Source organism: Aquirhabdus parva, assembly GCF_003351745.1.
GTDB classification, from domain to species: domain Bacteria; phylum Pseudomonadota; class Gammaproteobacteria; order Pseudomonadales; family Moraxellaceae; genus Aquirhabdus; species Aquirhabdus parva.
In genome coordinates this window covers 99,086-125,944 of the sequence record NZ_CP031222.1, presented here as the reverse complement: position 1 = coordinate 125,944, position 26,859 = coordinate 99,086, and the positions used below count along the sequence as shown (strand labels likewise).

General features: G+C 46.5%; 20 protein-coding genes and 1 pseudogene. 8 read left to right on the top strand and 13 right to left on the bottom strand.

Annotation, left to right across the window (positions count from 1 at the left end):
* The 6 genes from HYN46_RS00565 to serB all read right to left on the bottom strand — a co-directional run bounded on the left by HYN46_RS00565 (window position 1) and on the right by serB (window position 8,695).
* Window positions 1–3,957 carry a pilus assembly protein gene (locus HYN46_RS00565; RefSeq protein ID WP_114897631.1) on the bottom strand — a complete coding sequence of 1,319 codons (3,957 nt, stop codon included), beginning with the start codon at window positions 3,955–3,957 and terminating at the stop codon, window positions 1–3.
* Between the two features lie 13 nt (window positions 3,958–3,970).
* Window positions 3,971–4,783 carry a hypothetical protein gene (locus HYN46_RS00560; RefSeq protein WP_114897630.1) on the bottom strand — a complete coding sequence of 271 codons (813 nt, stop codon included), beginning with the start codon at window positions 4,781–4,783 and terminating at the stop codon, window positions 3,971–3,973.
* Complete coding sequence (locus HYN46_RS00555; RefSeq protein ID WP_114897629.1) at window positions 4,780–5,820, bottom strand: PilW family protein; 1,041 nt, start codon at window positions 5,818–5,820, stop codon at window positions 4,780–4,782. The genes HYN46_RS00560 and HYN46_RS00555 overlap by 4 nt, the downstream gene beginning before the upstream one ends.
* Complete coding sequence (gene pilV / locus HYN46_RS00550) at window positions 5,821–6,429, bottom strand: type IV pilus modification protein PilV (RefSeq protein WP_114897628.1); 609 nt, start codon at window positions 6,427–6,429, stop codon at window positions 5,821–5,823. It lies immediately after the preceding gene.
* Entirely contained in the window at window positions 6,426–7,061 is a 636-nt protein-coding gene (locus tag HYN46_RS00545) for a pilus assembly FimT family protein (protein WP_114897627.1), read from the bottom strand. Before HYN46_RS00545 ends, pilV begins: the two co-directional genes overlap by 4 nt.
* A gap of 413 nt (window positions 7,062–7,474) precedes the next feature.
* Window positions 7,475–8,695, bottom strand: coding sequence for a phosphoserine phosphatase SerB (gene serB, locus HYN46_RS00540; RefSeq protein ID WP_114900491.1), 1,221 nt, complete (start codon window positions 8,693–8,695; stop codon window positions 7,475–7,477).
* A gap of 75 nt (window positions 8,696–8,770) precedes the next feature.
* Here serB and HYN46_RS00535 point away from each other — a divergent pair, with 75 nt between their 5' ends.
* Entirely contained in the window at window positions 8,771–9,988 is a 1,218-nt protein-coding gene (locus HYN46_RS00535; RefSeq protein ID WP_114897626.1) for a hypothetical protein, read from the top strand.
* A gap of 78 nt (window positions 9,989–10,066) precedes the next feature.
* Here HYN46_RS00535 and HYN46_RS00530 read toward each other — a convergent pair whose 3' ends face one another.
* The 3 genes from HYN46_RS00530 to HYN46_RS00520 all read right to left on the bottom strand — a co-directional run bounded on the left by HYN46_RS00530 (window position 10,067) and on the right by HYN46_RS00520 (window position 12,112).
* Window positions 10,067–10,318 carry a hypothetical protein gene (locus tag HYN46_RS00530; protein WP_114897625.1) on the bottom strand — a complete coding sequence of 84 codons (252 nt, stop codon included), beginning with the start codon at window positions 10,316–10,318 and terminating at the stop codon, window positions 10,067–10,069.
* A gap of 106 nt (window positions 10,319–10,424) precedes the next feature.
* Window positions 10,425–11,687 (bottom strand): DUF3443 family protein, encoded by a 1,263-nt coding sequence (locus HYN46_RS00525; protein WP_114897624.1) that lies wholly within the window; start codon window positions 11,685–11,687, stop codon window positions 10,425–10,427.
* Window positions 11,688–11,707: 20 nt separating this feature from the next.
* Complete coding sequence (locus tag HYN46_RS00520) at window positions 11,708–12,112, bottom strand: DUF2844 domain-containing protein (RefSeq protein ID WP_162818043.1); 405 nt, start codon at window positions 12,110–12,112, stop codon at window positions 11,708–11,710.
* A 416-nt stretch (window positions 12,113–12,528) separates the two neighbouring features.
* Here HYN46_RS00520 and ribBA point away from each other — a divergent pair, with 416 nt between their 5' ends.
* The 7 genes and pseudogenes from ribBA (at window position 12,529) to glmS (ending at window position 19,656) form a co-directional block, all read left to right on the top strand.
* Window positions 12,529–13,632 carry a bifunctional 3,4-dihydroxy-2-butanone-4-phosphate synthase/GTP cyclohydrolase II gene (gene ribBA / locus HYN46_RS00515; protein ID WP_114900490.1) on the top strand — a complete coding sequence of 368 codons (1,104 nt, stop codon included), beginning with the start codon at window positions 12,529–12,531 and terminating at the stop codon, window positions 13,630–13,632.
* A 63-nt stretch (window positions 13,633–13,695) separates the two neighbouring features.
* Complete coding sequence (gene ribH, locus HYN46_RS00510) at window positions 13,696–14,166, top strand: 6,7-dimethyl-8-ribityllumazine synthase (protein WP_114897622.1); 471 nt, start codon at window positions 13,696–13,698, stop codon at window positions 14,164–14,166.
* A 4-nt stretch (window positions 14,167–14,170) separates the two neighbouring features.
* Window positions 14,171–14,623 (top strand): annotated as a pseudogene (gene nusB, locus HYN46_RS00505) (transcription antitermination factor NusB); the annotation flags it as partial.
* 90 nt (window positions 14,624–14,713) lie between these two features.
* A complete protein-coding gene (thiL, locus tag HYN46_RS00500; protein ID WP_114897620.1) occupies window positions 14,714–15,691 on the top strand; it encodes a thiamine-phosphate kinase in 978 nt (325 codons plus the stop codon).
* Window positions 15,692–15,764: 73 nt separating this feature from the next.
* Complete coding sequence (locus tag HYN46_RS00495; protein WP_114900489.1) at window positions 15,765–16,241, top strand: phosphatidylglycerophosphatase A family protein; 477 nt, start codon at window positions 15,765–15,767, stop codon at window positions 16,239–16,241.
* A 68-nt stretch (window positions 16,242–16,309) separates the two neighbouring features.
* Window positions 16,310–17,683: a bifunctional UDP-N-acetylglucosamine diphosphorylase/glucosamine-1-phosphate N-acetyltransferase GlmU gene (gene glmU, locus HYN46_RS00490; RefSeq protein ID WP_114897619.1), complete on the top strand. Its 1,374-nt coding sequence runs from the start codon at window positions 16,310–16,312 to the stop codon at window positions 17,681–17,683.
* Between the two features lie 137 nt (window positions 17,684–17,820).
* The gene (glmS, locus tag HYN46_RS00485; RefSeq protein WP_114897618.1) at window positions 17,821–19,656 is read left to right on the top strand and encodes a glutamine--fructose-6-phosphate transaminase (isomerizing); all 1,836 of its coding nucleotides are present in this window, start codon (window positions 17,821–17,823) and stop codon (window positions 19,654–19,656) included.
* A gap of 55 nt (window positions 19,657–19,711) precedes the next feature.
* On the opposite strand, the gene HYN46_RS00480 is transcribed toward glmS, so the two are convergent.
* From HYN46_RS00480 to HYN46_RS00465, 4 genes are all read right to left on the bottom strand, one after another.
* Window positions 19,712–21,685: a phosphocholine-specific phospholipase C gene (locus tag HYN46_RS00480; protein ID WP_114897617.1), complete on the bottom strand. Its 1,974-nt coding sequence runs from the start codon at window positions 21,683–21,685 to the stop codon at window positions 19,712–19,714.
* 737 nt (window positions 21,686–22,422) lie between these two features.
* Window positions 22,423–23,646 (bottom strand): OprO/OprP family phosphate-selective porin, encoded by a 1,224-nt coding sequence (locus tag HYN46_RS00475; protein ID WP_114897616.1) that lies wholly within the window; start codon window positions 23,644–23,646, stop codon window positions 22,423–22,425.
* 228 nt (window positions 23,647–23,874) lie between these two features.
* On the bottom strand, window positions 23,875–25,581 hold the full coding sequence (locus HYN46_RS00470; RefSeq protein ID WP_114897615.1) for a putative 2-aminoethylphosphonate ABC transporter permease subunit: 1,707 nt from the start codon (window positions 25,579–25,581) through the stop codon (window positions 23,875–23,877).
* Window positions 25,575–26,762 (bottom strand): ABC transporter ATP-binding protein, encoded by a 1,188-nt coding sequence (locus HYN46_RS00465; protein ID WP_228254848.1) that lies wholly within the window; start codon window positions 26,760–26,762, stop codon window positions 25,575–25,577. Before HYN46_RS00465 ends, HYN46_RS00470 begins: the two co-directional genes overlap by 7 nt.
* Window positions 26,763–26,859: the final 97 nt, after the last annotated feature.

Here is a 26,859-nt window from a genome sequence, read left to right as displayed (position 1 = left end):
TTACTGCACCTTACTTATATTAGGTTTTTTCTCATACCACATGGTCGGAACCAGTTTACGTGCACAGTTCCAAGTCCCTGCTCCAGCGGTATTACCGATCAAAGTGATATTCCGGCATGTTGCATTCGGATCCGTAGATGCGCCACCATCTCCCAATACAAAGCCCCTGATCCCAGCACCCAATACATTACCATTCACGAGGGTCGCATCCGTAGAGCTCTTTGCAACCAATTGAAAACCGGTACTCGACTGTTTAGTCGTATCTATGGCACCTGTACTGGTCAAACACACACCATAAGGTAAACAGTACGTTTGTGCATCCGTTTCACCGACCACACGCGGATCACAGGGGTTTCCTGCAGGGACACCTGTTCCTTGTGGATCATAAACGGGGATTTTTAGTAGGCCCGTAATCGCGATGGGTTCATCTTCAAATGCCTTAATACCGCCCGGATACCTAAATGAACCATCCGCTTTTTCTGTCCCATTTGAAGTACTTGACAATGAACGGTACCAGCCATCTTTTGCAGTAGTCGATGAATTTGCTGGGAAGAAGGTACTAGGGATATCGCCCGTCAAGCTTTGCGGATTCTGCTGCAAATTACTGAGCGTTTTATCTACAGTCGCTGAAGAGAAAGTCGTCCCATTGGTATTGATATATTTCGAACCGTCTGAGCTTAATTTGATCAGATCTCTGCGTGCAAGATCACGGTCTATAATACCGTACACATTATTCACAGGAAGACTACGCAAACCTCTCCCGCCTAAGCTGACATCAATCACATCAAGCGGCGAACTGCGATTACCCGATGCCAGACCAATCAAAGCAAAGGTATTGACGCCTTGATCATGAATCGTCACTGTGACAGGAGCATAGAAGCGTGGATTGGTGCCATTCGTCTTTTGAGTACTGGTTGCTAAATCAGCCAACCGCGTTACTCGGACGCCAAACTTGCTTGTACTGGTCCCATAGGTATTATTAAAATCGGCACGGAAGAGCTGACCACCCAAATCCGCAAAATAGATGCTGTCAACCAATCCATCTGCATCACGGTCTATAGCACTGACGCGACCAACAATGCTGTGAATTAAATTACTATTGGTATTAGTCGCGTCCACAGCAGACCAAATCAAAGCACCTGTCTTCGCATTAACCATATAGACCGTATTCCCTTGAGCAGGGGCGGATGCAGTCGGGACATAAGATGGCGACTCATACTGAGGGTCGTAACCCCCACCGACTATCATGACTCGAGTGATAGCGTTGTTGTAACGTATATTAGCCAACACTGGTTTAGACCAAGTCTGCCCCATTCTGCCAAATCCGCTGCTATTTTTATCTATTCTGAATAAAAGCCTAGGCGTCGGCGTAAACGTCGTAGAAGCGGCTTTAGCAAAGTCTTTCAAATTCAAACCGTAATAGCTATTACCGCCCATCCGTAGGCCACCATACACATTCATTTGTGATGCTGTGAGTGATGATGACCCAATCGTGCTGCCTTTACTGGTTGTATATGCCGGATCAGCGACCCAAGGGCCATCGACACCTTGCGCAGGGGTATTTGGCGTTGCCGATTGATCGGTTGCCCCGACACTGAGCGCAGTCAACTGTGGCGAATTAGCTAATATTTCCATAGGCACAAAAGCCATTTGTTCGGCGCCAGTTCCTGCATCAACAAGATGAAGAGCACCTTCCATCGAGCCATAGAGCACGGATTCTGTCCGGGCACTGAGCGACCCGTCAGCATTCAACGTACTGGCGTAGGTCAATTGAATGGGTTGAGCATGAATAGACCCACCCATAGCTAATGATGCCGACGTACCCGGTGTTGGTAATGACGCGGGAATTGCTGTGCTATCTAGAGGAAGGTTATATCCCAGATAGTTGATGAGTACTTTTTGTTGCAAAGTTGATAGATCCTTCAGCGGCGAAGCTGCTCCACTACCAATAAATTTTGAAGGTATATCTGTTAATGCGGTTGGAGTCACGCCAGGAACAGGTGTAAGGGCGACCCCAACATCTGATCCATTGCCTACAATTCCGGTTAAGACTCCCGATGCCGCACTAGCTACATCGGTAAACAATGCTCGGATCTTATTTGGCGTACCTGACAGCGGCATCGGTACTTTTGCATAGGCACCACCCGTATTGATAATACCGCCATCGGCTGTGGACGTTGAATTCCAAAGATCTTTCGTGCCACTGACCGACGTTCCAGAAGCTGTGAGTACAGTCGTACCACTTGCGTCAGTCAATGTTCCACCCGAAACATTATATTTTTTCACATTCCCGCGCCAAAGCACCAGAGAGGTTTTAGCGGGATTTGGTTCTAATAACCGTAAATAACCATAAGGCTGAAATCCATTGGGATTCAAACTATCAATAGGTACCGTTGGAGCACCCGTCACCAACGGATTGATGGCATCGGTTCCAAGGTTATCAATAAAATTCAGCACGCTTCCGGTGACATTGTCTGGCGTCGTGGCTAAGTAAAAACCACCATTACCATAGCCACTGGCTGGATTCGCATTGGGATTAGTCGCTGCTGTCGCAACTTGAGGCGAACAGGCATCTCCTTTGAGATTAGAGCCCAAATGACACGCATTGAGAACATCAGAAGGAGGACTCGCAGTCGCAATACTACCAAAATCAGTACCAAAGCCTACAAACGCTGTTTTAATCGACACGCCTGAAGGATTTTTTGTGGGGTCATAGAGTCGTTTGGAAAACTCACCAATACAATTCCAAGTTGAGTCACTAGAGGTCAAGGGTAAGCCACCCGTTGATGGACACAGATTAGCTGTTGAATCACTATATGTCGAAGTCAATGCAGGGTTCATCACTGCAGCAGCCTCATCGCTGCTTGAATTATTGGGCACACCATCTGAAAGAATATAGATTCCCTGACCATCACATGATGCACGTGCCGTGGAAGCTGGTAGCGGTGAAATATAGTTATTGCCGCTTTTGGCGCTTGATACCGAGTAAGGTACGCCACTGTCAGGATTTGGCGTTGCGCGAGTTTGAGTTCCATTGACAATATAAATATATGGACTAGAAGAAGTCCCGCTACCACTTCTGCCATCGTTAGTTGGAATTGTCGGAGAATTTGCCCATGTCGGACTTGAATTCGAGGTCTCGCTACTGGTCCCAGTCGTATTGGTTGGATTACCCCAGTCACTACAGGACTGTGTGTTATTACTAAAGTTCGTCGGGGCGGGTGTCGCGCAGGTATAAAAACTGTAGCTATAAGTATAGGGATATCTTCTATTACCAAAACTACCAGTTGCTGAGCCGACTGTATAACTTCTGACAAGCTTATACCTCTGTACCGCGATTGTCGGATAACTCAAGGTTTCTGAATAGGTTGTGGTACCCATCAAGTATGCGGCTGCTTCTGCATAGGCATGTGCAGTTGGGGTATAACTATTTGCCACCAAACCCGCGATTGCACTTTTTAACGCCGTCCTTTGGGCAGACCCGACCGGACCCAGCGTATCGGACTTAACCAAGATTTTTCCGTAATTCGTGTTGTAGTTATCAGAAAAATTACCAACCCCCATTACAACGTTATTCAGTTTGGGGTCTGTACTATTTAAAACCGCATACATACCATCTTGTAACCGCGTGATGCGCTGATAATATTTTGTCCCAGTCCCATTTGACCCTGTAGAACAATAATAGCGCGGATAGTCTCCTGTTGAGTCAGTATAGCCAATCTCATTGTTATAACGATCAACGGCACAAGCAGTGCCATCATCATAACTCGACATACTGCCTGAGGTATCCAGCATCATAATCAGGGTTTTTTTCCCTGCGGTGGGTTTCTGATAGATCTCAAGATCACTCGCCGAGGCGGCTGTTGAGATCAGTGTCGCCAACAGATAACTGATTAGCGCAGCACATACTTTCAAATATTTTTCGCGAGAAATGACACGTTTGACTTGATTAGACATAATCCTTTACCCCTTATGATGCTGGCTGAGTCAGTGCAGTGCGTAAGCTGTACTCTTGAATTTGAGTATTGGCAGGCACGCCTTTTCTTGCCAAACAATCCGTAACTGTCTCGACACTCGCAAGACTTTGATCCGTGTTATCGCTGATTCGACCCCGCAGGCAATCACTTTGAACAGAACCGTCACCCGTTAACGGGCTCGTAGAAAACGCTGGTAAAAGCGCCGTCGCCGTCACTCGGACACGCTGTTGGGTCACAAAATTCTGTGGCAGCGCCGAACCCTGACTCACATTGGTCCCATCATGAGACAAGTTCGACAAGGGCGGCAAAGGACTGGCATCTGTTGGAACAGTAACCGCAACCTGTGTAACCACAGCCTTGCGGCCGCTACCAAAGTCCGTGGTTGTATTAGACAAATCACAAAATCCACCACCACCAGTATCGACGTTTTTCACCGTCCCATCGGTATTACCTTGGATAATATTGGCATTAATCGATAGCCCAAATGGATCGCTACTGGTCGGACGATAACAAAATACATATTCTTGATTTGGATTTGGTGTTGAATTGTTCAGCGCCGCACCAATCACACCCGCAATGCTGGTAATTTGCTTTACGTCAGCTCTCGCAAAATTATTCAAAACCGTATCTGAAGACGACGCGAGTACGGTTTGAATTTGTGAGTTGGTGGCAATATTTAAACTCGTCAGACCCTGACGCATCGCAATTAATCCCACAACCGTAATCACGATCAGCAATAAAAGCACCGTAATGAGTGTTGCACCGCGCTGTGTTTTTACCAAAGAACCGGAAGGAACATTGCTCATGATACACTCCCAAAACCATTTCGCAGGGCCATGGTCGTACTGTAAACGCGGCGCACATAGCGATTTGCAGTTGTATTCGTTGCAGCCACATTAACAGTCTGGTCCAACATTTTAAAGGATTGAGTTGGATCAACAATTGCACTCGCCGTGTTATCCGTAGATCGCACCAAAACAGCAAATTGAATAGACTTAATCTGAGGTTTCACCGCCAACGCTTTATAATCATGAATGTTGTAATACATCAACGTTCCATCTGCTTTCTGCGTACCCAGCAAAATATGAAGATGCTCAACACGATTAATCAACACTTGTCCTGCATCACCAAAGTTACTAACAATCGGTGGGACATAGGCAATTGCAGGAATCGCCGCTTGTCCAGGAGCCGCGGCAACGGCATCCACCGCATCGACTTTTGCTGAAATCGTTCCAGCATCACAAGCCAATACCAATGCTGTCGCATCGGTTGTATCCGCACGCAAAAAATAACGCTCAATCACTCGCGTACCTTGAGTTATGGCATTCCCTTCACAATCATTCATTGCCATAGGTGCAAGAAACTGGATGGTCAACTGATCACTTTTTACACCTGCAGGACTCGTTATTTTGGTCACGCCGGTCCAAGCATTTCCAGTACCCACCGTATCGCCATTGCCTAATGTCACTAAAGCTGCAGATACATAATCTGAATCTAAGTTACTGGTCCGAACTCCCGTCAAATTTGACGTTGTTATTGCTGCCGAATCCGCAGTCAATACAATACCGCCATCTTTCGTGGTATCGGTCATGACTAAATTCTGTATGTTGCCGTAATTGGCCAATCGAATGTCTTTTGCAATGTAGTCCAACCCAAATAATCCATTATCTTGGGTATCCGCTGCACTTTGCTGCAACCGCATACTGATGCCGCCTCCGATAAAAAGCTGCGCCGCAGCCGCAACGATCAACAACCCCAGAGTGATCGAAATCATCAATTCAATAAGTGTAAAACCAGCCTCACGAGGAAATGGGGTAAGGCGATGATTGGATGGGCGCTTCATTTAATACACCTCCAATATGCTGCAGCGTGCGACCGTTTGATAACTTCCCGTCTGGGTCATACAGTCTGTTGCCGTGTTTGTACCACTGGTCGGTGTCGTTACCCCCCAAGCAGCAACCAAACACTGACGACCTGCGTCTGTTGCAGCCACCGCTGAAGCACTAGGACTTGCAGGTATCGCGGGGGTCAGAGGACAGGCAAACATATCTATATGCATCCCAAACTTAAGCGCAGTGCTCGCCGCCTGAAAAGCATCGTAGTCCGCAAGCTGGGTTGCAGTACATGTTGTTGTCGACGACGCTGGCGCAACACAACTTGTGGGTGCCGATGATGAGGACGTTAACGATGCATAAGCGTGGACCTTTGCTGGGTATTGACCTTGAGCGGCACTATTGGCCCGAATATTCTCTGCCAACCCGCGCAAAATTGTCATCGCCTGCGATCGATTTAAAGCCTCGCTCGTCGCCTCCACAGCACGAACCTGCAATGCCGCATAACCGAGCACGCCTATAGCCAAAAGAAGCATCGCAACCAGTACTTCGACCATCCCGACACCACGTTGAGCTTTTCCAAACGGGTTCTTATTTAGATTTATTAGATTAGTATTCATGGGTTTTTCTGCACTTTTGTTGCGCCAAAACGATTGAGCGTGACGGTATAACCGCTATTGGTCGAACCCGTATACGTCACCACAAACGTTTGATCGGTTGCCACTGCGGCGGGTGCGGTTGTAACTGCCGTTGAGATCAGTGCCCCAGGGTCAGATGTAAAGCGCACAATGACCGGAGTGCCATTGATCTTCACATTGGAATTCAGACTTGAAATTTTACTGACGCGATTATCAACTGCACCAACACTACTGACCGTAGCCGTACCATCTGCTTTCGCAGAGCCACTTTCCAAAACATAAAAACTTGAATTTGCGATTTTCGCCTGATCAGCGGCAGTGACATCTGCCGCAGAAAGGTTGGCCGCTACGACTGTACCATTCCAATTATTTCCAGTCGTCGGGTAGCTTGCACGCAGATCAACTGAACGCCGGCTCAGAACAGCTTGACTTCTAGCATATTGCAAGGTTTGCGCAAGCTCGTATGCGGCACTTTTAATCCGTTGGTTGGCAATAATCTGTGTAAACGAAGGTGCAGCGATCGCTGCCAAAATTGCCACAATTGCAATCGTCACGATCAGCTCAACCAACGTAAAGCCGCGCGAAGATCGCCGATCCGAGCTGAAAGAAAACATAACTAACCCTTTTGTGTGAGCAAACGCTCTATCCTGAGCTGCACGAACTACTAACCTAAAATATACCTAATTACAGTACTTAACCAATACAGTTACGACAAAAACCCCTAAACAACAGACAAGCAACATTATGACTTTCAATAACGTGCTACACGTCTCATTATCGCATCTGCAATTAGATACACTGCCTGATGCTCGCCAAGCATAACCTAGACTAAGCCTCTAAAATTCAGTCAATTTCTATATTTTTATGAAATGAAGAAAAGCTGTACATTTTTCAACAAAATTTAACGTTCCAATACACTTCTTCGCACAAGCCTCTCGATCTCGCCCTATTTTCAGTCGTCGCCGTTTGTAATTTATTAAAATCAAATGAACGACTGGATATTGCCCAGTCGTATGCTAGTGCGGCGTTATAGCACGTCGTAGTCACGCACGCCAAGTAAATACAAAATGCCATCAAGTCCGACACTTGAGATGGCCTGATCTGCATTTTGTCTCACCAATGGCTTGGCGCGAAACGCAACGCCAAGCCCCGCTATAGACAACATGGGTAGGTCATTTGCGCCGTCACCCACCGCAATGACCTGCTCAAGACGAATTCCCTCACGCGCGGCAAGCTCGGTCAAAAGCTCGGCTTTGCGCGCACCATCGACAATGCGTCCGGTAACCTGCCCAGTAACTTTACCATCCTTAATATCCAACTGATTGGCGTGAACTTCATCAATGCCCAGTTTCTGCTGTAAATATTCCGCAAAATAAGTAAAGCCGCCCGATAGAATCGCTGTGCGATAACCGAGTGATTTGAGCGTTGAGATCAAACGGGCTGCACCTTCCGTGACGCGCAGGTTACTGGCTATCCCTGCCAATACCGCGCTATCCAGACCTTCCAACAATGCCACACGCGCTTTAAAGCTTTGTGCGAAATCAAGTTCGCCTTGCATAGCCCGCTCGGTTATCTCTGCCACTTGTGCACCCACACCGGCTGCAATCGCCAACTCATCGATCACTTCCTGCTCAATCAGCGTGGAATCCATGTCAAAACAGACCAAACGTCGATTGCGGCGATAAACGTTGTCTTCTTGCACGGCAATATCAATCGATAAATTTGCCGACAGCTTGAGGCAGTCCGCACGTAAACTCTGAGCATCCGTCAGACGTCCACGCACACTGATTTCGACACAAGCACGCCCTTGGAACTCAGCCTCTGGGAGCTTTTCAAGCGCGATTCGTCCCGACAAGCGTTGCAGGCGATCAATATTAAAACCGTGGCGGGCAATGACAGCGGCTACAGCCGCAAGATGCTCAGGTGTCAAGTGGCGTGCTAAGACCGTGACGATGTGGCGCGTCCGCCCACCTTCTTTAACCCAGTTCTCATACTCGGTACCCGTGATTGGTTTGAAGCGCACAGCCAACCCAAGCTCATGAGAAACCAATAAAATTTCTTTCATCGCTAACGCTGTTTCCGTCACGTCTCGACTGGCAACCACCAACGCCAGTGACAATTGATCATGAATGACGGCTTGACCAATATCGAGAATATCCAGATCATACTTTGCCAAAACCGCCATAAGTCTGGCAAACTGGTTGGGCTGATCCGGTCCTAAAAAAGACATTAAAATGATTTCGTGCATTGCAAAGCGCCGTACTTGAGTGACAATATACCGTGAATCATAATACATTTATCTCGCTAACGCCTCGGAGCTCGTGTGAACGCACCTCGTCAAGGGCTATATGCCACTTTATTAGCCATTAGTTATGCTTTGCATACCACATTGATCGTTGAGGGGACTGCTCACCAATTAGCAACAACTCGCGATGCTCAAGGACAATTGTTAATTCGGCAGTTGGCCGAAGATGCAACGCTCGGAGTTGCAAGGCAAGATACCGTATCACTCGCCTTGCTCGCCAATCGCTATAGCCAGCGTGCCGGGGTAGTTTCAATGCGTATTCTGGCTGCGGATGGCCATGTGCTTGCAACGGGCGGAAATGCACCTTCACGCGACGGGCAACTCTTTCAGCAAATTCTCTTACAAGATCGCACCCAGAATGGTCAAGTTGAGCTCACCCTCGCTGAAGCGAGCCTAGGTGAGGTGGTTCGTTTGCAGTGGCTTCCGCTGTTATTATCCTTGCTGATTCATATCTTCCTCTGGCTGCTCTATCGCGTGGTTGCACGACCTAAACGCAGCGCGCAAGAGGAAATAAGCAATGAGACGTTGAGTGATGCAAGCCCTACTCAAGCAGCAGCACTAAACATCCCTACTAAAAACGCGCCAGAGCCCATTTTACAAATCAAAACTGCGGATGCTGAAACGCAAACCGCTTATCCCGTCGTACTGCGAATTGCGTATAGTGATCCTCGCGGGCTACTCGACACCCTGACTCCCAGCACATCTGAAAAATATTTCTCTCTCTGCCAAAAAATTCTGGAAGAAGCCATTCGGGTGCTGGGCAACAACATGCCCAATGAAGGCACACCGACCAAAATCAGTATAGTGGAGTCATTTGGTGCTAATGGTGCATTAGTGGGGATTAATCAAAACTCAGCACCGGCATTGGGTCACTTATTGTTATTAGCCCAATTGCTCAATCTGCTCAGTGATGCGGTCTACCGCCGCAATCGGGTCGAAAAACGCTTTGCACTACATACCTGTGCCGCGATTACGGAAGTTGATACGGCAGATGAATCTACACCAAACTCAACACAACAAAGTGCTGAACTGATTCAACATGCCAATGCCAGCGATGTACTGATACACGTGTCTGATACGAACTTGTCCAGACTGATGATCCAATTTAGCTTAAGTGCTTTAGAAAAACCGGTTGAATCTCTCGGAGAAGTCATGCGCTTGAGTGGACTGCGCAGCGATCAAGCACAACTGATCGAACGCGCACGCGAGCAAATTTTAGGTCGCTCAACTGCATAACGACTAAAAAACCCCTACAACATCCTGTCGAATGCACAAAAAACCCCGACTATAAAGCGGGGTTTTTCTTTAACTCATTTATTGATTAGCAGCCTGATCCATTTGCTTGCTCGTCGCATCATTCGCATCCAGTGCCTTGTCTAACTTATGCCGGATTTCCTTGCCGTTATAACCGATGCTATCCGCCGCTTCTATGCTCCGTGTCTCAGGTCGACCATTATCAACAACTGCAGGTTTAGGCGGTGAAGGTTCTTTGCTACACGATGCCTGTATGAGAATTAAACCCGCAGCAAGTGACCCCATCAATAACGTCTTAGATGCCCTGTTCATTAAACAACTCCTTTGTTTTCAAATTTTTTCGCATTTTTATTACTTGCCCCAAACAAAAGGGACTATCTATTGCAAAGAATCGATAGTCTCTCCGATTTTTGAGCCCCTAGAATGCCACATAAGGGGTTGGGGTACTACTGGGGGTTGTTTTGCCTTCAATCGCGGTAAACACGGTTTTACCAAGAAAAAAGGGCAGCCCAAAGACAAAACTACTGGTCTCTAAACTGGTGCTCTTTGAACTCGCCGTTGCGATATTATTAAAGACTGCAAATGATGGATTTTGCGCAAATAATGATGATGCATTCCCAACGCTAAACGGTACCACTTTAGAGAGATTATTTTGGCCAAATATCGTCGCACTCCGATCCAGAGACGTGGTCGGGCAAAAAAGATTCTTGGCTTTCTTATCAGAGTCGCTGCATGTGGGAATCGTATTATTAACATTTGGGATAACATACAAATTCGTGCCACTGTCCATATAACTATCCACATAAGTGGCATTATTATAATCCGCTCTAAACGTGAAATCGCCTGGATTTACTTGTAATACAGTGGCATTGCCTAAGCCATTATTATTCTGTGTACCGATACCAAAAATGAGAGAACCAGTCACTGAGACAGCGCCTTGAACAGGTACAGCAGGCAATGTAATTGCAGAACCATTATTATCGTTCGCAAAGAGTGTAATCGGATTTTTTAATTGATTAGCGACGGGCATCGTGATTGAAGTACATGACTGAGTATTTGTACAGACATAGTAGACCGGATTGGCAACCTGCCCACTGCAGTCTACACCACAATCCGATACCGCACTGGATATCCCAAGAATACCATTCACCCCATCACTCAAAAAATTTCCTGACGATGCGCTACTATTCGAGCAAGCAGCAGGTTGGCTGGCAAAAGATGAATCATCAACCACTTGTAGATCAAGTTTCTGGGCAACCTCCCCCCCCATATAGAGATCTGCCGTTTTAAGTCCACCCCAAGTATTGCCCCCGACAAATTGAAAGCACTGTGCATAACGCTGATTATTAGCATCAACTTTATTCGGTAGCTCAAAACTAGCAGGCAGTGCAGACGCAGCAATACGCAGACCCGTTGAACCCGTATCTAAAAGTACGCGATCAATCGATGTACAATTTTGTGTGCCTGGGGCACAGATCTTAACCGAGACATAGAGACTATTAATATAACGCGGTGAGGCACCTGCGCCGATTGAAATCGGAACCACATTGTTAGCAGCCGCTGGAGGTGTTGGCGCAGATGTGGGAGCTGGTGCTGCAGAGCCACCTCCTCCGCCACCGCACCCCGCCAAGCTCATCATACTCAAACCGAGAAATACGGCTAAAATCATCTGATTCAACATAATCACAACCCTATTCTCGATTATTGAATATCACGCAATGCAATATCGGATGGCAACAGCGCGGGAACATACGCTTTTCCGTGGAAATTTCGCAAACGCCCCTCCGAGACCACCACGACTTTTGCCGGCGTGCTTGATGTTTGGGTCGTGTCATTAGCGGCCACATAATCACTAAAATAATCACCCAAAAGCTGACGTAAATCAGGTTTAAAAGGCCCACGCCACGTGACTGCAAAAACGACCCCTTGGGCATTGGTATATTCTTTAATCTGCCCGCCGATATTATCTTGCAAATCATGTACGCTATAGCTCTTGGCAATTGACGTTGCGCGCTGGGTCACAATCAGGGGATTCAAGGTATTTTGTTGGAGCGGATCAACAGGCCCGCCCAGCCCAGCCCAAGCCAAGACCGGTAAAGTTATCATGCTCAAAAGCACTACCCTCATTTTATTCACAGCACTCTCCAAACATGAATAAATAACATCGCAAGCGATACCACAGCATTGATGTCAATCTAAGCTAAATATATCTCAATCCGATGAAAATTCTTTGTCTTTAACATTAAAAACAGGCCATTGAGATACGATAACGCTGATCCATTCACGACCCGACCCATGCAGGGATACCACCTTACTCACCATACCCTTGCACAAAACAAGCCAACCACATGGTAAAAATAATCATTACACAACCGCGCACGAAGCACTCTTACAATGAATGACTCACAAAATCAATCCAAGCCTTGCAAAATCGGCTAGAATAGCGGTCCTTAAATGCCCTCTCTCGTTGTAAGGTCTTTTTCATGACATCTAATGCCTCAAACCCAGCTCAAAGTAGCACGATCAAGCTCAATACCGTAGAAGAGCTGATTGCGGATATCCGTGCCGGTCGCATGGTCATCTTGATGGATGACGAAGATCGTGAAAACGAAGGTGATTTGGTCATGGCGGCAACGCATGTACGTCCTGAAGATATCAACTTCATGATTACTCATGCGCGTGGATTGGTGTGTTTAACCCTGTCCCGTGAGCGCTGTGCCCAACTGAATTTACCGCTCATGGTTGAAAGGAATGGCGCAGCCCATGGCACCAATTTCACCCTATCCATTGAAGCGGCTAATGGCGTTACCACTGGCATTTCTGCGGCAGAACGTGCTCGTACCGTTCAAGCTGCTGTTGCACCGATGGCAAAACCTGCGGATATCGTGCAGCCAGGCCACATTTTCCCTTTGATGGCGCAGCCGGGCGGCGTACTCCACCGGGCAGGTCACACAGAAGCCGGTTGCGACTTATCGCGTTTAGCCGGCCTTGAACCAGCATCGGTCATCTGTGAAATCATCAATGAAGATGGCGAGATGGCACGCCGTCCCGATTTAGAAATTTTTGCGGCGAAACATGGCATCAAGATGGGCACGATTGCCGACCTGATTCAATATCGCATGCTCAATGAGCAAACTGTTGAACGCGTCGAAACACAAAAAATCCACACTGCTTATGGTGAATTCACCCTGCATCGCTACAAAGAACAGGGCAGCCCAGATACCCATGTCGCCTTAGTGCGGGGTGTGCCCACCGAAGGCGTTACCACCGTGCGTGTGCATGCGCTCAATCCACTGCGTGATTTGTTTCAAGTGCATTGCCAAGGTAAACCGAACTGGACACTGGATGCCGCGCTCAAAACCATCTCAGCCAGCGAACGTGGTGTCTTGGTCTGGATCAGCCAAGGCGAGCAAGTCGACTTTGGCGCAGCACTCGATGCTCTCCAGCAGCCTACGCCTGCCAGTTCATCTGCGCATTACCGTTCGATTGGCGTTGGTGCTCAAATTCTCCGTGATCTCGGTGTACAGCAAATGCGTTTGCTCAGCTCTCCACTGCGCTTTAACGGCTTGTCGGGTTTTGGGCTTGAAATCGTTGATTATGTGGCATCCAATCCCGTAAACGTTTAATATTTTTTAAAGACCCCATTTTTTATTGATTTATTATTCTCATTAGATTTAAGGAATTACACCATGACCATCCAAGTCATTGAAGGCCAACTGCACCAAGGTAATGAAGGCAAATATGCGGTACTCGTCGGCCGCTTTAACAGCTTTATCGTTGAATCCTTGCTTGATGGCGCACTTGATACCCTGAAGCGTCATGGTGTCGATGACAAAAACGTCACCATCATTCGTGCACCTGGTGCATGGGAATTACCGTTAGTCGCAAAAAAACTGGCAGCAAGCGGCAAGTACGATGCCATCATCGTGCTCGGTGCAGTCATTCGTGGCGGTACACCGCACTTTGAGTTTGTTGCGGGTGAATGTGCAAAAGGTTTGGGCGTGATTGGTCTGGAATATAATTTACCAGTGATCTTCGGTGTATTAACCACCGACAGCATTGAACAATCCATTGAACGTGCCGGCACCAAGGCAGGCAACAAAGGTTCGGATGCTGCATTGACTGCCATCGAGATGGTTAACCTGCTTAAGGCGATTTGATCTCATGACGATTAACCGCGAAAGCCTCATCAAAGGCTATCCCACCACCTTTGCTGCCAAGCGTAAAGCGCGTCGCTTTGCGATGCAAGGACTCTATGAGTGGCTCCTGACCAATAATCCGGCACATGAGATTGAGGCACGCACGCGCTCCGAAAATCACATGAACAAGACGGATATTTTTTATTATCACGAACTACTCAGCCAAACGATTCAGCAAAATGAATCTCTGGACGAAATTCTTGATCCAGCGATTGACCGCGAATTGGATGCATTGAATGTCGTTGAGCGTGCGATTCTGCTGCTTGGCGTGTATGAAATGCGCGAGCGTCTTGAGATTCCCTACGCTGTCGTGATCGATGAAGGGGTAGAGCTCGCCAAACATTTCGGCGCCACCGACAGTCATAAATATATCAATGGCGTCCTCGACAAACTGGCACGCCAGCTTCGTCCTGAAGAGTTTGCTGCGGGGCGCGCAGCGCGCAAAGCTGCGACACAACCGCGAACTGATAGTGACACCACCGATCTTGACTCCCTCTGATCACTGATCATGGATGAGTTCTCGCTCATACACCGATATTTTCAACGACCTGAAAACAGTCCTGCCTCATCGGGCATTCGACTGGGTATCGGTGATGACGCGGCAATACTGACGCCTCCTGCACACCATGAGCTGGTCATCAGCACCGATACTCTAATCTCAGGACGTCACTTTCCGATTGATACCGATCCCTATTCGATCGGCTGGAAAGCCGCTGCGGTCAACTTATCCGATCTCGCTGCAATGGGCGCGAAACCGCACAGTATTCTCCTTGCGTTGACCCTGCCGGAAGCCAATCCTGACTTTCTAGAGCCCCTAGCCGATGGCTTATTTGCCCTTTGTGATGCCGCTCAGGTCAAACTGATTGGTGGTGATACCACGCGTGGACAGACTTTGAGCCTCACTGTGACCGCTTTAGGTTGGGTGCCAACGGGTCAGGCCATCTTACGCAGTGGCGCACAAATTGGAGACCTCATTGTGGTTTCCGGCACGCTGGGTGATGCCGCCTATGCCTTACAGCATCTGAACAACCCCGCTCTTGATCCTGAGCTAAAATCCCGCCTTGATCGCCCAACCCCACGCCTTGCTTTAGGCCTCGCTTTACGTGGATATGCTTCGGCAATGCTCGACATTTCCGATGGTTTGGCACAAGACTTAGGTCACATACTGAAGGAAAGCGGGGTTTGGGGTCAGATTCATCTGGAAGACCTGCCACTGTCCCCCACCTTGGCGGCATTAAATCCTGAACAACGTGCGGCACTTGCCTTAAGCGGGGGCGATGATTACGAGCTCTGCTTCACCATTTCTCCATCAAAGTTTGCTATCCTGCAAAGCGTATGGGGTGACAGTAGCCCACCGCTCAACGTCATCGGTCAGATCAACGCCCGTGATCACAATAAAAATGAACATCCACACAATAACCTGACCGTTTTGTATCAGCAAAAGCCATTTATTCTGACTCAACAGGGATTTAGACATTTTGAATAGTGATCACTCACCCAGCCAGCAACCGAATAAAAAAAATATCAGCACGGGTTCTGCAGCCGTCTTATTTAAAAACATGAGTGTATTAGAAAAGCTGACTTATTTTTTAGGAGTCGGTCTAGGCTCAGGTTTATCTCCCAAAGCACCTGGCACCGCAGGCTCAATTGCAGTCCTGATTTTCGTCCCGCTATGGGTCTTATTAGGCACCTATTGGTCCATCGTAGTGATCACCCTTGCCGCAATTATCGGCATCCCTATTTGTGGAAAAACCGCACAACTGATGGGCGTGCATGATGATGGGCGCATTGTTTGGGATGAATTTGTCGGTCAATCGATGGCCATTATCCCACTCATTTTCTTTGCCCAAGTCACATTACTCAATGTGGCCCTCGCTTTTGTTTTCTTTAGGCTGTTTGATATCTGGAAACCTTGGCCGATTCGTTACTTTGATCGCAACGTGCATGGCGGGTTTGGTATCATGTTTGATGATATCTTGGCAGGGTTAATGGCAATGTTTGCCGTTTGGGCCTGGCTGGCTTTACATATAGCCTAACGTTGGCCTATAGAGCATCAATAAATAACTGAGTAAAAATAGTACGATACAAAATGGAGATCGGCGACATGACATTAAGTGTAATCATTCTGGCAGCAGGCAAAGGAACGCGGATGAACTCGCGTCTGCCTAAAGTATTACAACCACTCGCCGGGAAACCTTTGCTTGCACACGTCCTCGCTCAGGCCACACGGATCGAAGCGGACCGAATCATTACAGTTTATGGTCATGGCGGCGAAACTGTCAAAGCCGCATTTAAAAATGAATCCGCTGAACAAGCCATTGAATGGGTTGAACAAGCCGAGCAAAAAGGGACTGGACATGCCGTTCAAGTGACCTTACCCGTCCTGCCAGAAACGGGAAAAAGCCTGATTCTCTATGGCGACGTCCCCTTGGTTCGTGCCGAAACACTGCACCGCCTGCTTGAGGCAGCTGCAGGTGGAATCGCGATGATCACGCTGAATTTAGACAACCCAACCGGCTACGGTCGTATCGTCCGCGATCGCAAAAATCTGATCACCCGCATCGTGGAACAAAAAGATGCGAACGAGAAAGAAAAGGCCATTACCGAAGTCAACACAGGCATTTATGCCGTCGATAATGCTCTGCTGCATCGTTGGTTGCCGCAATTATCAAATGACAATGCACAAGGGGAATACTATCTCACTGACATCGTTGCACTAGCCTCCAAAGATGGTATAGAGATCGGCAGTATTCAACCGGAATATGCCTTTGAAGTCGAAGGCATCAATGACCGCCTACAACTGGCAGGTCTTGAACGTCAGTGGCAACTTCATCAGGCCCAACAATTGATGAAGTCAGGCGTGACTTTGCTTGATCCCGCTCGCTTCGACCTGCGTGGTCATCTGTCTATCGGGCAAGATGTGCAGATTGATATCAATGTCATTATTGAAGGCGACTGCTACCTCGGTGATGGCGTACAAGTTGGCGCAGGGTCTCATCTTAAAAACGCCAAAGTCGGTGCGGGCACCAAAATTTTGCCCTATAGCGTACTTGACGACGTCACCGTTGGTGCCAATGCTGCGATTGGGCCCTTCTCGCGATTACGTCCGGGCACCGAACTGGCTGATGACACGCATATTGGTAACTTTGTGGAAGTCAAAAATAGCCGCGTTGGTCGGGGCAGTAAAGCCAATCATCTGGCTTATATCGGTGATGCACTCATCGGCTCAGGCAGCAACATCGGTGCGGGCACCATCACCTGTAATTACGACGGTGCCAACAAGCATCAGACCGTTATCGGTTCACAGGCATTCATTGGCTCCAACAGCTCGCTGGTCGCACCCGTCAATATCGGAGACAACGCCACGGTCGGCGCAGGTTCAGTCGTCACTAAGGATGTTCCTGCAGGTGCACTGGCTGTTGCACGCGGTTTACAACGTGTGATCGAAGGTTATGAACGACCCAAGAAGAAGATGTAACAAAATATTGCAAATATGAATTGATTGCAAATTGCTTATGATTTAACCTTATCAGCTAATAACTGTTGAATTCATTTTATGAATAATCGCGTGCTCGGATCATCTCCCGCCGCGATTGTTTTTGTAGGAAAACATCTATGTGTGGAATCGTCGGCGGAATCGCGGAACGTAACGTGGCCCCTATTTTGGTTGAAGGGCTAAAACGACTCGAATATCGCGGTTACGACTCCGCTGGTGTAGCTTTGATTGATCACGGCGACATCATCCGTGAACGCCAGGTGGGTAAAGTTGCCGTACTTGAGAATGCTGTTATTGGCAAACAATTACACGGTGCACTGGGTATCGCACATACCCGCTGGGCCACACATGGCGAGCCGTCTGTCATCAATGCCCATCCGCATACATCAGGCACGATTGCTGTTGTGCATAACGGCATTATTGAAAATTACGCCGTTTTGAAAGCTGAGCTCCAAGCTGAAGGTTTCGTCTTTACCTCGCAGACCGACACGGAAGTGGTTGCTCACTTGATTCATCGTGCGATGCATACGCATTCAACACTGCTTGCCGCTGTCCAATCCGTAATCCCTCTATTGCATGGTGCTTATGCACTGGGTGTGGTCAGCAGTCAAAATGCCAATGAATTGATTGCAGTGCGTGCCGGTTCGCCACTGGTTGTGGGTCTCGGTATTGGCGAGAACTTTGTCGCCTCAGACCAAATGGCACTCTTGCCGGTCACCAATCGTTTTATCTATCTTGAAGAAAAAGATGTGGTGCGCCTGACCCGCGACAGCATTGAGATTTATCAGAATGGTGTCCTGACCAACCGGACTTCGCATGAAATCGATGCCAGCGACAGCGCCAGTGATAAAGGCGGCTATAAGCATTACATGCTCAAAGAAATCCATGAGCAAACCGATGCTCTCACCCGTACTTTAGCAGCAGGCATTACTGGCGACAGCTTACATAAGGACTTTTTGGGTGAACAAGCGCATCGCTTGGCACATGTCAAACAGATTCAGATTATTGCGTGTGGCACCAGTTTCCATGCAGGAATGGTCGCGCGCTATTGGTTTGAGAAGCTCCTAAAGCTGCCTTGCCAAGTAGAAATCGCCAGCGAGTTCCGCTATCGCGAGCCTGTCGTCCTGCCTAATACGCTATTGGTGTGTATTTCACAATCGGGTGAGACCGCTGATACCCTCGCGGCACTACGTGATGTAAAAGCACAGTCCACGCTTGATGATAATCTGTTATATCTCGCACTGTGTAATGTCAAAACCTCATCACTGATTCGTGAAACCGATCTGCATTTGCTCACGCAAGCGGGTGTCGAGATTGGTGTGGCATCCACTAAAGCATTTACAACTCAGCTTGCAGCCCTGATGCTACTCGTACTAAAAGTGGGGCAAGAACAAAATCGTCTCACCCCAGCTGAGTCAGCAAGCATCATTGAACAACTGTGGCATGTCCCGAACGCGGTCAATGAGGCCTTGGCTCTTGATCCATTGATTGAGAAAATGTCCCATGCCTTTGTAGAACGTCGCCATGCGCTGTTCTTGGGTCGCGGTATTGAGTATCCGATCGCTTTGGAAGGCGCACTGAAGCTAAAAGAAATCTCCTATATTCACGCTGAAGGCTATGCCGCAGGCGAACTCAAACATGGTCCACTCGCGCTGGTCGATAAAGACATGCCTGTCGTGGTGCTCGCCGCGCAAGACGACCTCTTGGACAAACTTAAATCCAACATGCAGGAAGTGCAGGCACGTGGTGGCGAGTTGTTTGTCTTTGCAGATGTCGATAGCGAAATCAAAGCCGAAGAGCGTGTACATGTGCTCTATGTACCGAAGATTTCAGGCTTAGTGGCACCGATTGTTTATAGCATTCCGATGCAACTGCTGTCTTATCACGTTGCCGTGCTACGCGGTACCGATGTGGATCAGCCACGCAATTTGGCGAAGAGTGTGACTGTGGAGTAATGAATACTGAACACACCCACATTATGTGGGTGTGATTTCAACCCGGAAAATATCTCTATCCCGTCACACTCGGCGCATTTAACTCAATATGTCCTGCAAAGCGCCTTAAAAACAAGCTATCAATATCTATGGTCGCGGTAAAATCATACCAATTATGGGTATACCATTCCGTATTCCAAAAGTCTGATACTGTGCCACCAGGCGCAACGGTATAAGTCCAGGGGCCATCAAATCGATAGGCATTCGATTTAACCGTTACGACAATGGGGACTGTGCCGTTGTTGACCATCGTCAAAATCAATTGCGCCTGACCCAAGAGCGAGAAGTTATAAGAGGACGTTATTTCGAAAATCGCACCCGCAGCATTAATATCCCCAACAAAACGACGTAAAAAACCATTTGGGGCATAAGTAGACAAGTCATATTTACCTGCCCCATATGATTGCACACTGAAATAATCTTTGACCGGAACATTTGGTGATACATCATAGTGATAAGGCGCATCTGTTCGGTAGTTATTTGGGGCGATTGCATAATGTACGGCTTGTGACCCCGTATTACTCATTTCTATCCAAAACCGGCCCGTACTTTTTTCAATATAAGATGTTGCATTGGGCTGATAAGGTAATGCTCTTGCCGGTTTACTCCCACTTTCAGGTATAGGCATGGCTTGGACAGTCGGGGCTGAGGGATAGGGTAAGCTACTTGAGCACTGACTATTTGCTGCAACTAGAGCCGCTGCCGTATTAGGCATCGCAGGGACGGTTAAAGATGTGGACGTAAAATCTAACGTCGATGTTAAGTCTCCACATATTTTTCTACGCCATGCAGAGATATTGGGTTCTTGTACACCAGTCCAGACCTCTAAGAAGCGTAACACCGACGTATGATCAAAAACCTGCGAACAGACATTCCCTCCCGTACTCCATGGTGATGCAACAATCATCGGGACGCGAGCACCAAGTCCAATGGGCGTACCATTCACAAACTCATCAGGTGTTCCAGCGGGAGGTGAAGGTGGTAATGCATGATCAAAATAGCCATCATTTTCATCGTAATTAATTATAAATACTGTAGAAGCCCAAACATTGGGATCTGCAGTCAAAGCGCTGAGTAATTTACTCATCATATCCGCACCTGCAGCAGGTGCATGATCTGGATGTTCAGAGGCAATTTCCGGTGCTAAAACCCAAGAGACTTGCGGGAGAGATCCATTCAAAACATCCGTTTTTACTGCAGCAATAACATCGTCAACCGTATTGTTCGTGATCGTTGGCACTGATTTCATTGCACGATCATATAGGGGTGTTCCTGGAGTTGCATTTTTAAACGAGGTAAACCATGCAAGTGCATTATCATCATAGTTATCACTGGTCTTTTGATAAATTTTCCAACTAACCCCCGCTGCTTGTAAACGCTCTGGATATGTTGTCCACTTAAACCCTGCCGCTGGCTCTGTATTATCGATGATCGGTCCACCACCAAGCCCTTGAGGATCAATGGTCCCTGTTATTGCATATAATCGGTTAGGATTGGTCGCACCCATCACTGAACAAAAATATTGATCACAAACCGTAAATGCATCTGCAAGAGCATAATGGAAAGGGATTTCGCTACGAGTAAAATAGCCCATCGTATTTTTCCCCTTTGCGGCAACCCAATTATTGTATTTGCCACCATTCCATGCCGAATGTCCCCCAGCCCAAGAATGGTCTAAGCCATAGCTGCACTGCGCTTTGGTTGCACCCGTATCCAAGCGAAAAGGGAGTGTTCCTGCTTGGTTAAATACGGGTTGTCCGTTAACTTGTACAAATGGGGCCTTGTCGCCATAACCCCGAACGCCTTTCATATTTCCAAAATAATGATCAAAAGATCTATTCTCTTGCATGAAAATCACGACATGTTTTACAGCAGACAACGAAGAACCTGAAGGGCTGATCGCCAATGCATTTTTAATAGACAACGGCAATGAAGCGACTGCAGCAACAGAAGCAGCCCCTGATAGAAATTTACGACGATTAAAATCCATAGTTCTGACCTACCTAAATGAGTGCAAATTGCAGTTCTGGACAGGCTCTATAATTGAGCAAGGCCGCCGTCAAAATTGATTCCTTAAATACCATACAAATCTAATGAATCTTATTGCTCTTTAATTGCATTAAATTACGCATTATCAAAGGTTTAAAATCCATCGTAGTTAGAACGCAAAAAAACATCCATGAAACAATAACTGGTTCGAACCAGCTTTGTTAAAAATGCAAATTAAATGCCAATTGCGGTCAAGAAAATTAATTTTATGAAAAATATTCACATGGAAATGAAAAACAAAGAATTGAGTCAATTATTTAAAATAGAATTTATTTATAATGAGCGTGTTACAACGATTGAAAGCCTAAAAGTAAAATAAAAATCAGCAATCCATACTCCAATACTTATTTTTCTTTCAAAAGAACAATACCCTTAATCACGCCGTTTGGAATGCTTAACTGATGAAATGCGACCGCATAGCGACATGATGGACAAAATATGGTTATATAAGATGAGAGCATATGTACCCGTCATGACTAACCCTGCTGATATCGCAATAGGGATCTGCTGTACAAAAGTCGTTTTAAGTATTGGACACACAAAACCTGTTCCCTGATCAGATCATTGCATTTTTTAAGACAGTGATAAATAGGATATATAAATGGCATCAGGGTAAAATAATGAAAATTGCACGCCCCTTCACACAAAGAGGCATGCCATGACAACACCAGTCTATTTTTAAAAATTATATTGCAGGCGCATCGCTGCAGATTTACCACTGTCGTCACGATTTTCTGCAGCGACATTCGATGTGGTAATATTCTGTAAGTTAAACATGAGCTTCACGTTTTTATTGGCATACCAGTTTAAACCGAGAAGATACACATCCGCATCTTTAGTACTACCTTGATCTGCTTTTACATGCTGATACCGCCCCACAAGTTCCCACGCACCAGTTTTACTGGTCGGATTAATATTGGCAAACTTACCTGCACTGGCTTTATAAACACGCGACTCTCCAGTGAGCGTATAGGTCCCCATGATGTAATAAGATGACACTTTTGCATCGACGGTTTTAGCATCTGCACTTTTCAAATCACGATAAAGATATTCAGCTTGTACAGAGAATGGACCCTTCATATAGGCTGCTTCTAGTAGACCTGTGCGATCCGAGTCAAAGTTGCCCGTGGCAAAAACAATTCCATCAGATTTTTTCGCACCAAGTGTACTTTTTGCAGAGTACTTACCTTGATCGATATTGGCATCATCTAAAGAAATACCCAAATGTAGTGCTTCATTTTTTTCAGCAATCGGGGCATAGGTAAAACGTCCATCATAGCCATAACGGGTATTTTTTGATGTGGTCGTGTCACCATTATCATACAGGGAAACACCCCAGCTCATGTTTTTATACCCTTTCCCCAATGCGAACTGTTGGCTTGTTTCGGTATCACCAGCTCGGGTTAGCTCATAAAGTGCTGCACGTTCAATCGTAGAGATGGCACCGGAACTGGTGGATTGCTCTAAACCGAATGGACGAACATCTCGCCCTAGGGTGATGTTGGCAGCATCCCAGCCGGTATACTTCACAAATAAAGTATTCCATTCAAAGTTAGAAGTACCGCCTTGATCAGCAGTACCATTCATGATCGCTTCAAAGTACCAATCTTTATAAGCCGTTCCTGTCACACCAAAATAACCACGACGTACGTATGTATCCGTCCGCGATTTATCATTGGTTGCATTATTGAGTACACCACTCGAGTAAGACGTATCTAAATTCATACGCCCCTCGACATTAAAGCTAAATTGATTATCCGCAGTTTTTACCCCGAATCCCCCATCTGTTCTTACGATGAGATCAGGTCCTTCAGTGGAAACAATCCCGGCTTGAGCACTAGATGCAGCCATGCTCAAAAGCACCACTGCAGCTACCCCGTTTAAATTAAAAATATTTCTCATCACTTTTCCCCTTTTAAAAACAATATAAATAGATGAATCAACTCATTTCAGTCCAAAAACAAACGAAGCAACACACTACAAACTTACAATCGCACACCAACGATTTACGTCAGTGTTTGAGACCAAACACTTTCTTTAAGGCGTAAAAAACGACTTCTTCCGATAAATCGAAAAAACTAAATCAATTACAGGGTGGAACTTTGTTACAACAGGAGACGTGCTAGGCCACTATCCATCCATTTGTCGCCAGCTTTGTGTTTTCCGTAACAGCGTTCTTGTCAGTAGCCAGTGCACCACTTTTACAGTCGTCGAAGTTGCCAAGATCAATACGCCCATTGCCGCGGCCGCGGCCGTATCACCCGCATCATCCATGTTCAAAATGGCTACTGAAGCAAGAGAAGTGTCAGGGGTATAGAGGAAAATCGCTGCAGATACGGTCGTCATCGCAGTGACAAACAAATAAACGGAAATATCCAAAATTGCGGGTAAACACACTGGAATATAGACACGCCATAATGTCTTTGGTACGGAGATTCCTAAACTTCTCGCCGCATTATCCAGTTGGGCGGGAATCTGTTTGATGGCAGCTACGGCAGTTAAATGCGGTACCGTGTAATAATGCACGATCGTAGAGATCACCAAGATATACATGGTGCCATACAAGAAATGTAATGGGTTATGTGGGTTGTTGAAGAAGAAAATATAAGACAAACCTAAAACTAGCCCAGGAATCGCCATAGGTAATAAGGCAAATCCCTGTATCAATCCTTTGATGAACTCAAATCCTTTTAATCTCTGACTCGTAAAGGCTGCAATAAAAATAAAGACAGTTCCAATAATCGCAACTGAACCCGCCATGATCAGTGAATTTAAGTAAGAGTGCCAACCGCCATCCACCATCTCAAAACTATAGTGAGATAATCCTAAAGTCAGATTATATGGCCAGTATTGAACGAAAGAAGCCAGTACTGCTGTTGCGGTAACAGCGATCAGAAATGCCGCTATAGCAAAGCAGAATATAAATAGCAAAGCCGTCGGTAACGTTTTCTTCTTGCCCTGATAGGGGCGTATTTCTTGGTTTTGTAGTCGTGCTTGTGATTTACGCTGAAGACGATCAACCGTAAAGGATAATAAAGCAGGAATCAGCAATACCAAAGAAACGACTGCACCCATACTAAAATTCTGCTGCCCGATGATCTGCTTGTACACATCGAGTGCCATCATATTAAAGGAACCACCAATAACCTTCGGAATACCAAAATCTGTCATCACGCTGGTAAACGCAACCAGCACGGTACTGATCAAACCAACCCGTAAGGCTGGGATCATCACATGAAAATAGGTTCTGAAAGTCCCCGCACCGAGACTACGACTTGCCTCAAATAATCGTGCGTCCAAGCCACGAAATGCAGAAGTCATAATCATGAGCGCGGCAGGAAACAGCCAAAAACAATAGCCCATTAAGATGCCTATCGGACCATAAATCTCATGACTGCCTAAAACTGCTTTGAAAATCCCTTGATGACCAAACAAATAAACAAGGGCAATGGCTGGCAATAAAGATGGGGCTAAAATTGGCAATAAAGCGATGACTTTAAACAACCGCTTAAAAGGCATATGACTACATGTGATGGCATATGCATACACACTCGCAAGAATCAAAGTCATGGATGTTGCAGTCAATGCAATGGCCAACGAGTTAAAAATCGAACCCGTCAATACAGGATTCGAAAAAAAGGACACGTAATTTGCAAGGCCAACAAATTGATCATTTGAATCAAAAAATGATTTATAAACCATCAAGAAAACAGGGCAAATGATCAAAAACAGTAAGACAATGCCTTGGAAAATTAAAACCAGCCCACCAGATGATAAGCCGAAGTGACGTTTTAATTGCAAAGGAGAGGCTGGATGAGCAACACTGTTATTTAGCATATTGCTCTCCCATCTTGATCGAACACGTGCAGTTGTTTTTCATCAATATCAATAATGACTTGGCTATCAATACTCAAAAAATCTGTCGCAGCATGGTCCACATCAATTTGGATAGTTCGTTCAGCCAAATCTGTAATTGCAGCATGCGATGGATCCAGTGAAAGATGCAGACGAGTCTTTGCACCTAAAAACTCACGCGCAATCAGATAGGTCGATAGGCGAATCCCTTGAGTAACAAGTGAATCATCACTCACGATTCTTGCAGACTCTGGCCGAAAACCCACAAGTACGCCCGTATTGGGAATAAACTGATGCTTTAACTTAAGACGGACATCGACTTTATCTGCTACGTACAGCCAATCTTCTGCTTGAATCTTGGCTGGTAATAAATTCATTTGACCAACAAAAGTTGCAACGAACTGGCTTGCAGGTTTGTTATAGATCACTTCAGGCGTATCCACTTGCTCAATGACACCGTGGTTCATTACAACGATGCGATCAGCCAATGTCAGCGCTTCCTCTTGATCATGGGTGACCAAAATCGTTGGCATATTCAAACGTTTTTGCAGCGCTCGGATTTCTTGACGAAGATGCAAACGAACCCGTGCATCCAAAGCCGAGAGTGGTTCATCCAACAACAGAATATCCGGCTCAGGGGCAATGGCCCGTGCCAAAGCAACACGTTGCTGCTGTCCACCGGATAACTGCAGTGGATATTTGAGTTCTGAACCTTGAAGTCCAATGAGTGACAGTAACTCACTTACCCGTTCTTGACGCAAAGGTTTGGTCCACTTTTTCCCTTGCAGACCATAAGCAATATTGTCGGAAATAGATAAATTTGGAAATAATGCATAGTTTTGAAAAACAATCCCACAACGTCGTTTTTCAGTTTTCAACCTACTAATATCTTGACCGTTTTTAATGATCTGACCTTCATCCACCTCATCCAGACCAGCGACCAACCTTAATAGTGTTGTTTTGCCACAACCCGAAGGGCCGAGAAAGCACAAAAGCTCCCCCTCATAGAGATGTAAATCAATATGCTGAAGTGCAACAAAGTCCTTGAACCTTTTCTGTACTCCTCTGATTTCTAAAGCAGTCTTTTTTGAAGAAATACGACTGATGTCTGCGGCGATTTGACGATCACTTTCAACAAAGTTTTTTGAGACTGATGAATTCATAATCATTCCTCTGAGAAGAGGATTGCTTTGGCTAAATAAACCAAACAATCATTATCTCTATTTAATAAATTTAATCTGATTCATGATTGGGCATAGC

Excerpts from the sequence above, each read along its gene's own strand:
- HYN46_RS00480 (WP_114897617.1), bottom strand. The coding sequence starts at position 21,685 with ATGGATTTTAATCGTCGTAAATTTCTATCAGGGGCTGCTTCTGTTGCT.
- HYN46_RS00475 (WP_114897616.1), bottom strand. The coding sequence starts at position 23,646 with ATGAGAAATATTTTTAATTTAAACGGGGTAGCTGCAGTGGTGCTTTTG.
- HYN46_RS00465 (WP_228254848.1), bottom strand. The coding sequence starts at position 26,762 with ATGAATTCATCAGTCTCAAAAAACTTTGTTGAAAGTGATCGTCAAATC.
- thiL (WP_114897620.1), top strand. The coding sequence starts at position 14,714 with ATGGATGAGTTCTCGCTCATACACCGATATTTTCAACGACCTGAAAAC.
- HYN46_RS00495 (WP_114900489.1), top strand. The coding sequence starts at position 15,765 with ATGAGTGTATTAGAAAAGCTGACTTATTTTTTAGGAGTCGGTCTAGGC.
- glmU (WP_114897619.1), top strand. The coding sequence starts at position 16,310 with ATGACATTAAGTGTAATCATTCTGGCAGCAGGCAAAGGAACGCGGATG.
- HYN46_RS00565 (WP_114897631.1), bottom strand. The coding sequence starts at position 3,957 with ATGTCTAATCAAGTCAAACGTGTCATTTCTCGCGAAAAATATTTGAAA.
- HYN46_RS00555 (WP_114897629.1), bottom strand. The coding sequence starts at position 5,820 with ATGAAGCGCCCATCCAATCATCGCCTTACCCCATTTCCTCGTGAGGCT.
- HYN46_RS00560 (WP_114897630.1), bottom strand. The coding sequence starts at position 4,783 with ATGAGCAATGTTCCTTCCGGTTCTTTGGTAAAAACACAGCGCGGTGCA.
- pilV (WP_114897628.1), bottom strand. The coding sequence starts at position 6,429 with ATGAATACTAATCTAATAAATCTAAATAAGAACCCGTTTGGAAAAGCT.
- HYN46_RS00520 (WP_162818043.1), bottom strand. The coding sequence starts at position 12,112 with ATGATAACTTTACCGGTCTTGGCTTGGGCTGGGCTGGGCGGGCCTGTT.
- HYN46_RS00545 (WP_114897627.1), bottom strand. The coding sequence starts at position 7,061 with ATGTTTTCTTTCAGCTCGGATCGGCGATCTTCGCGCGGCTTTACGTTG.
- ribH (WP_114897622.1), top strand. The coding sequence starts at position 13,696 with ATGACCATCCAAGTCATTGAAGGCCAACTGCACCAAGGTAATGAAGGC.
- glmS (WP_114897618.1), top strand. The coding sequence starts at position 17,821 with ATGTGTGGAATCGTCGGCGGAATCGCGGAACGTAACGTGGCCCCTATT.
- HYN46_RS00530 (WP_114897625.1), bottom strand. The coding sequence starts at position 10,318 with ATGAACAGGGCATCTAAGACGTTATTGATGGGGTCACTTGCTGCGGGT.
- serB (WP_114900491.1), bottom strand. The coding sequence starts at position 8,695 with ATGCACGAAATCATTTTAATGTCTTTTTTAGGACCGGATCAGCCCAAC.
- HYN46_RS00470 (WP_114897615.1), bottom strand. The coding sequence starts at position 25,581 with ATGCTAAATAACAGTGTTGCTCATCCAGCCTCTCCTTTGCAATTAAAA.
- HYN46_RS00525 (WP_114897624.1), bottom strand. The coding sequence starts at position 11,687 with ATGTTGAATCAGATGATTTTAGCCGTATTTCTCGGTTTGAGTATGATG.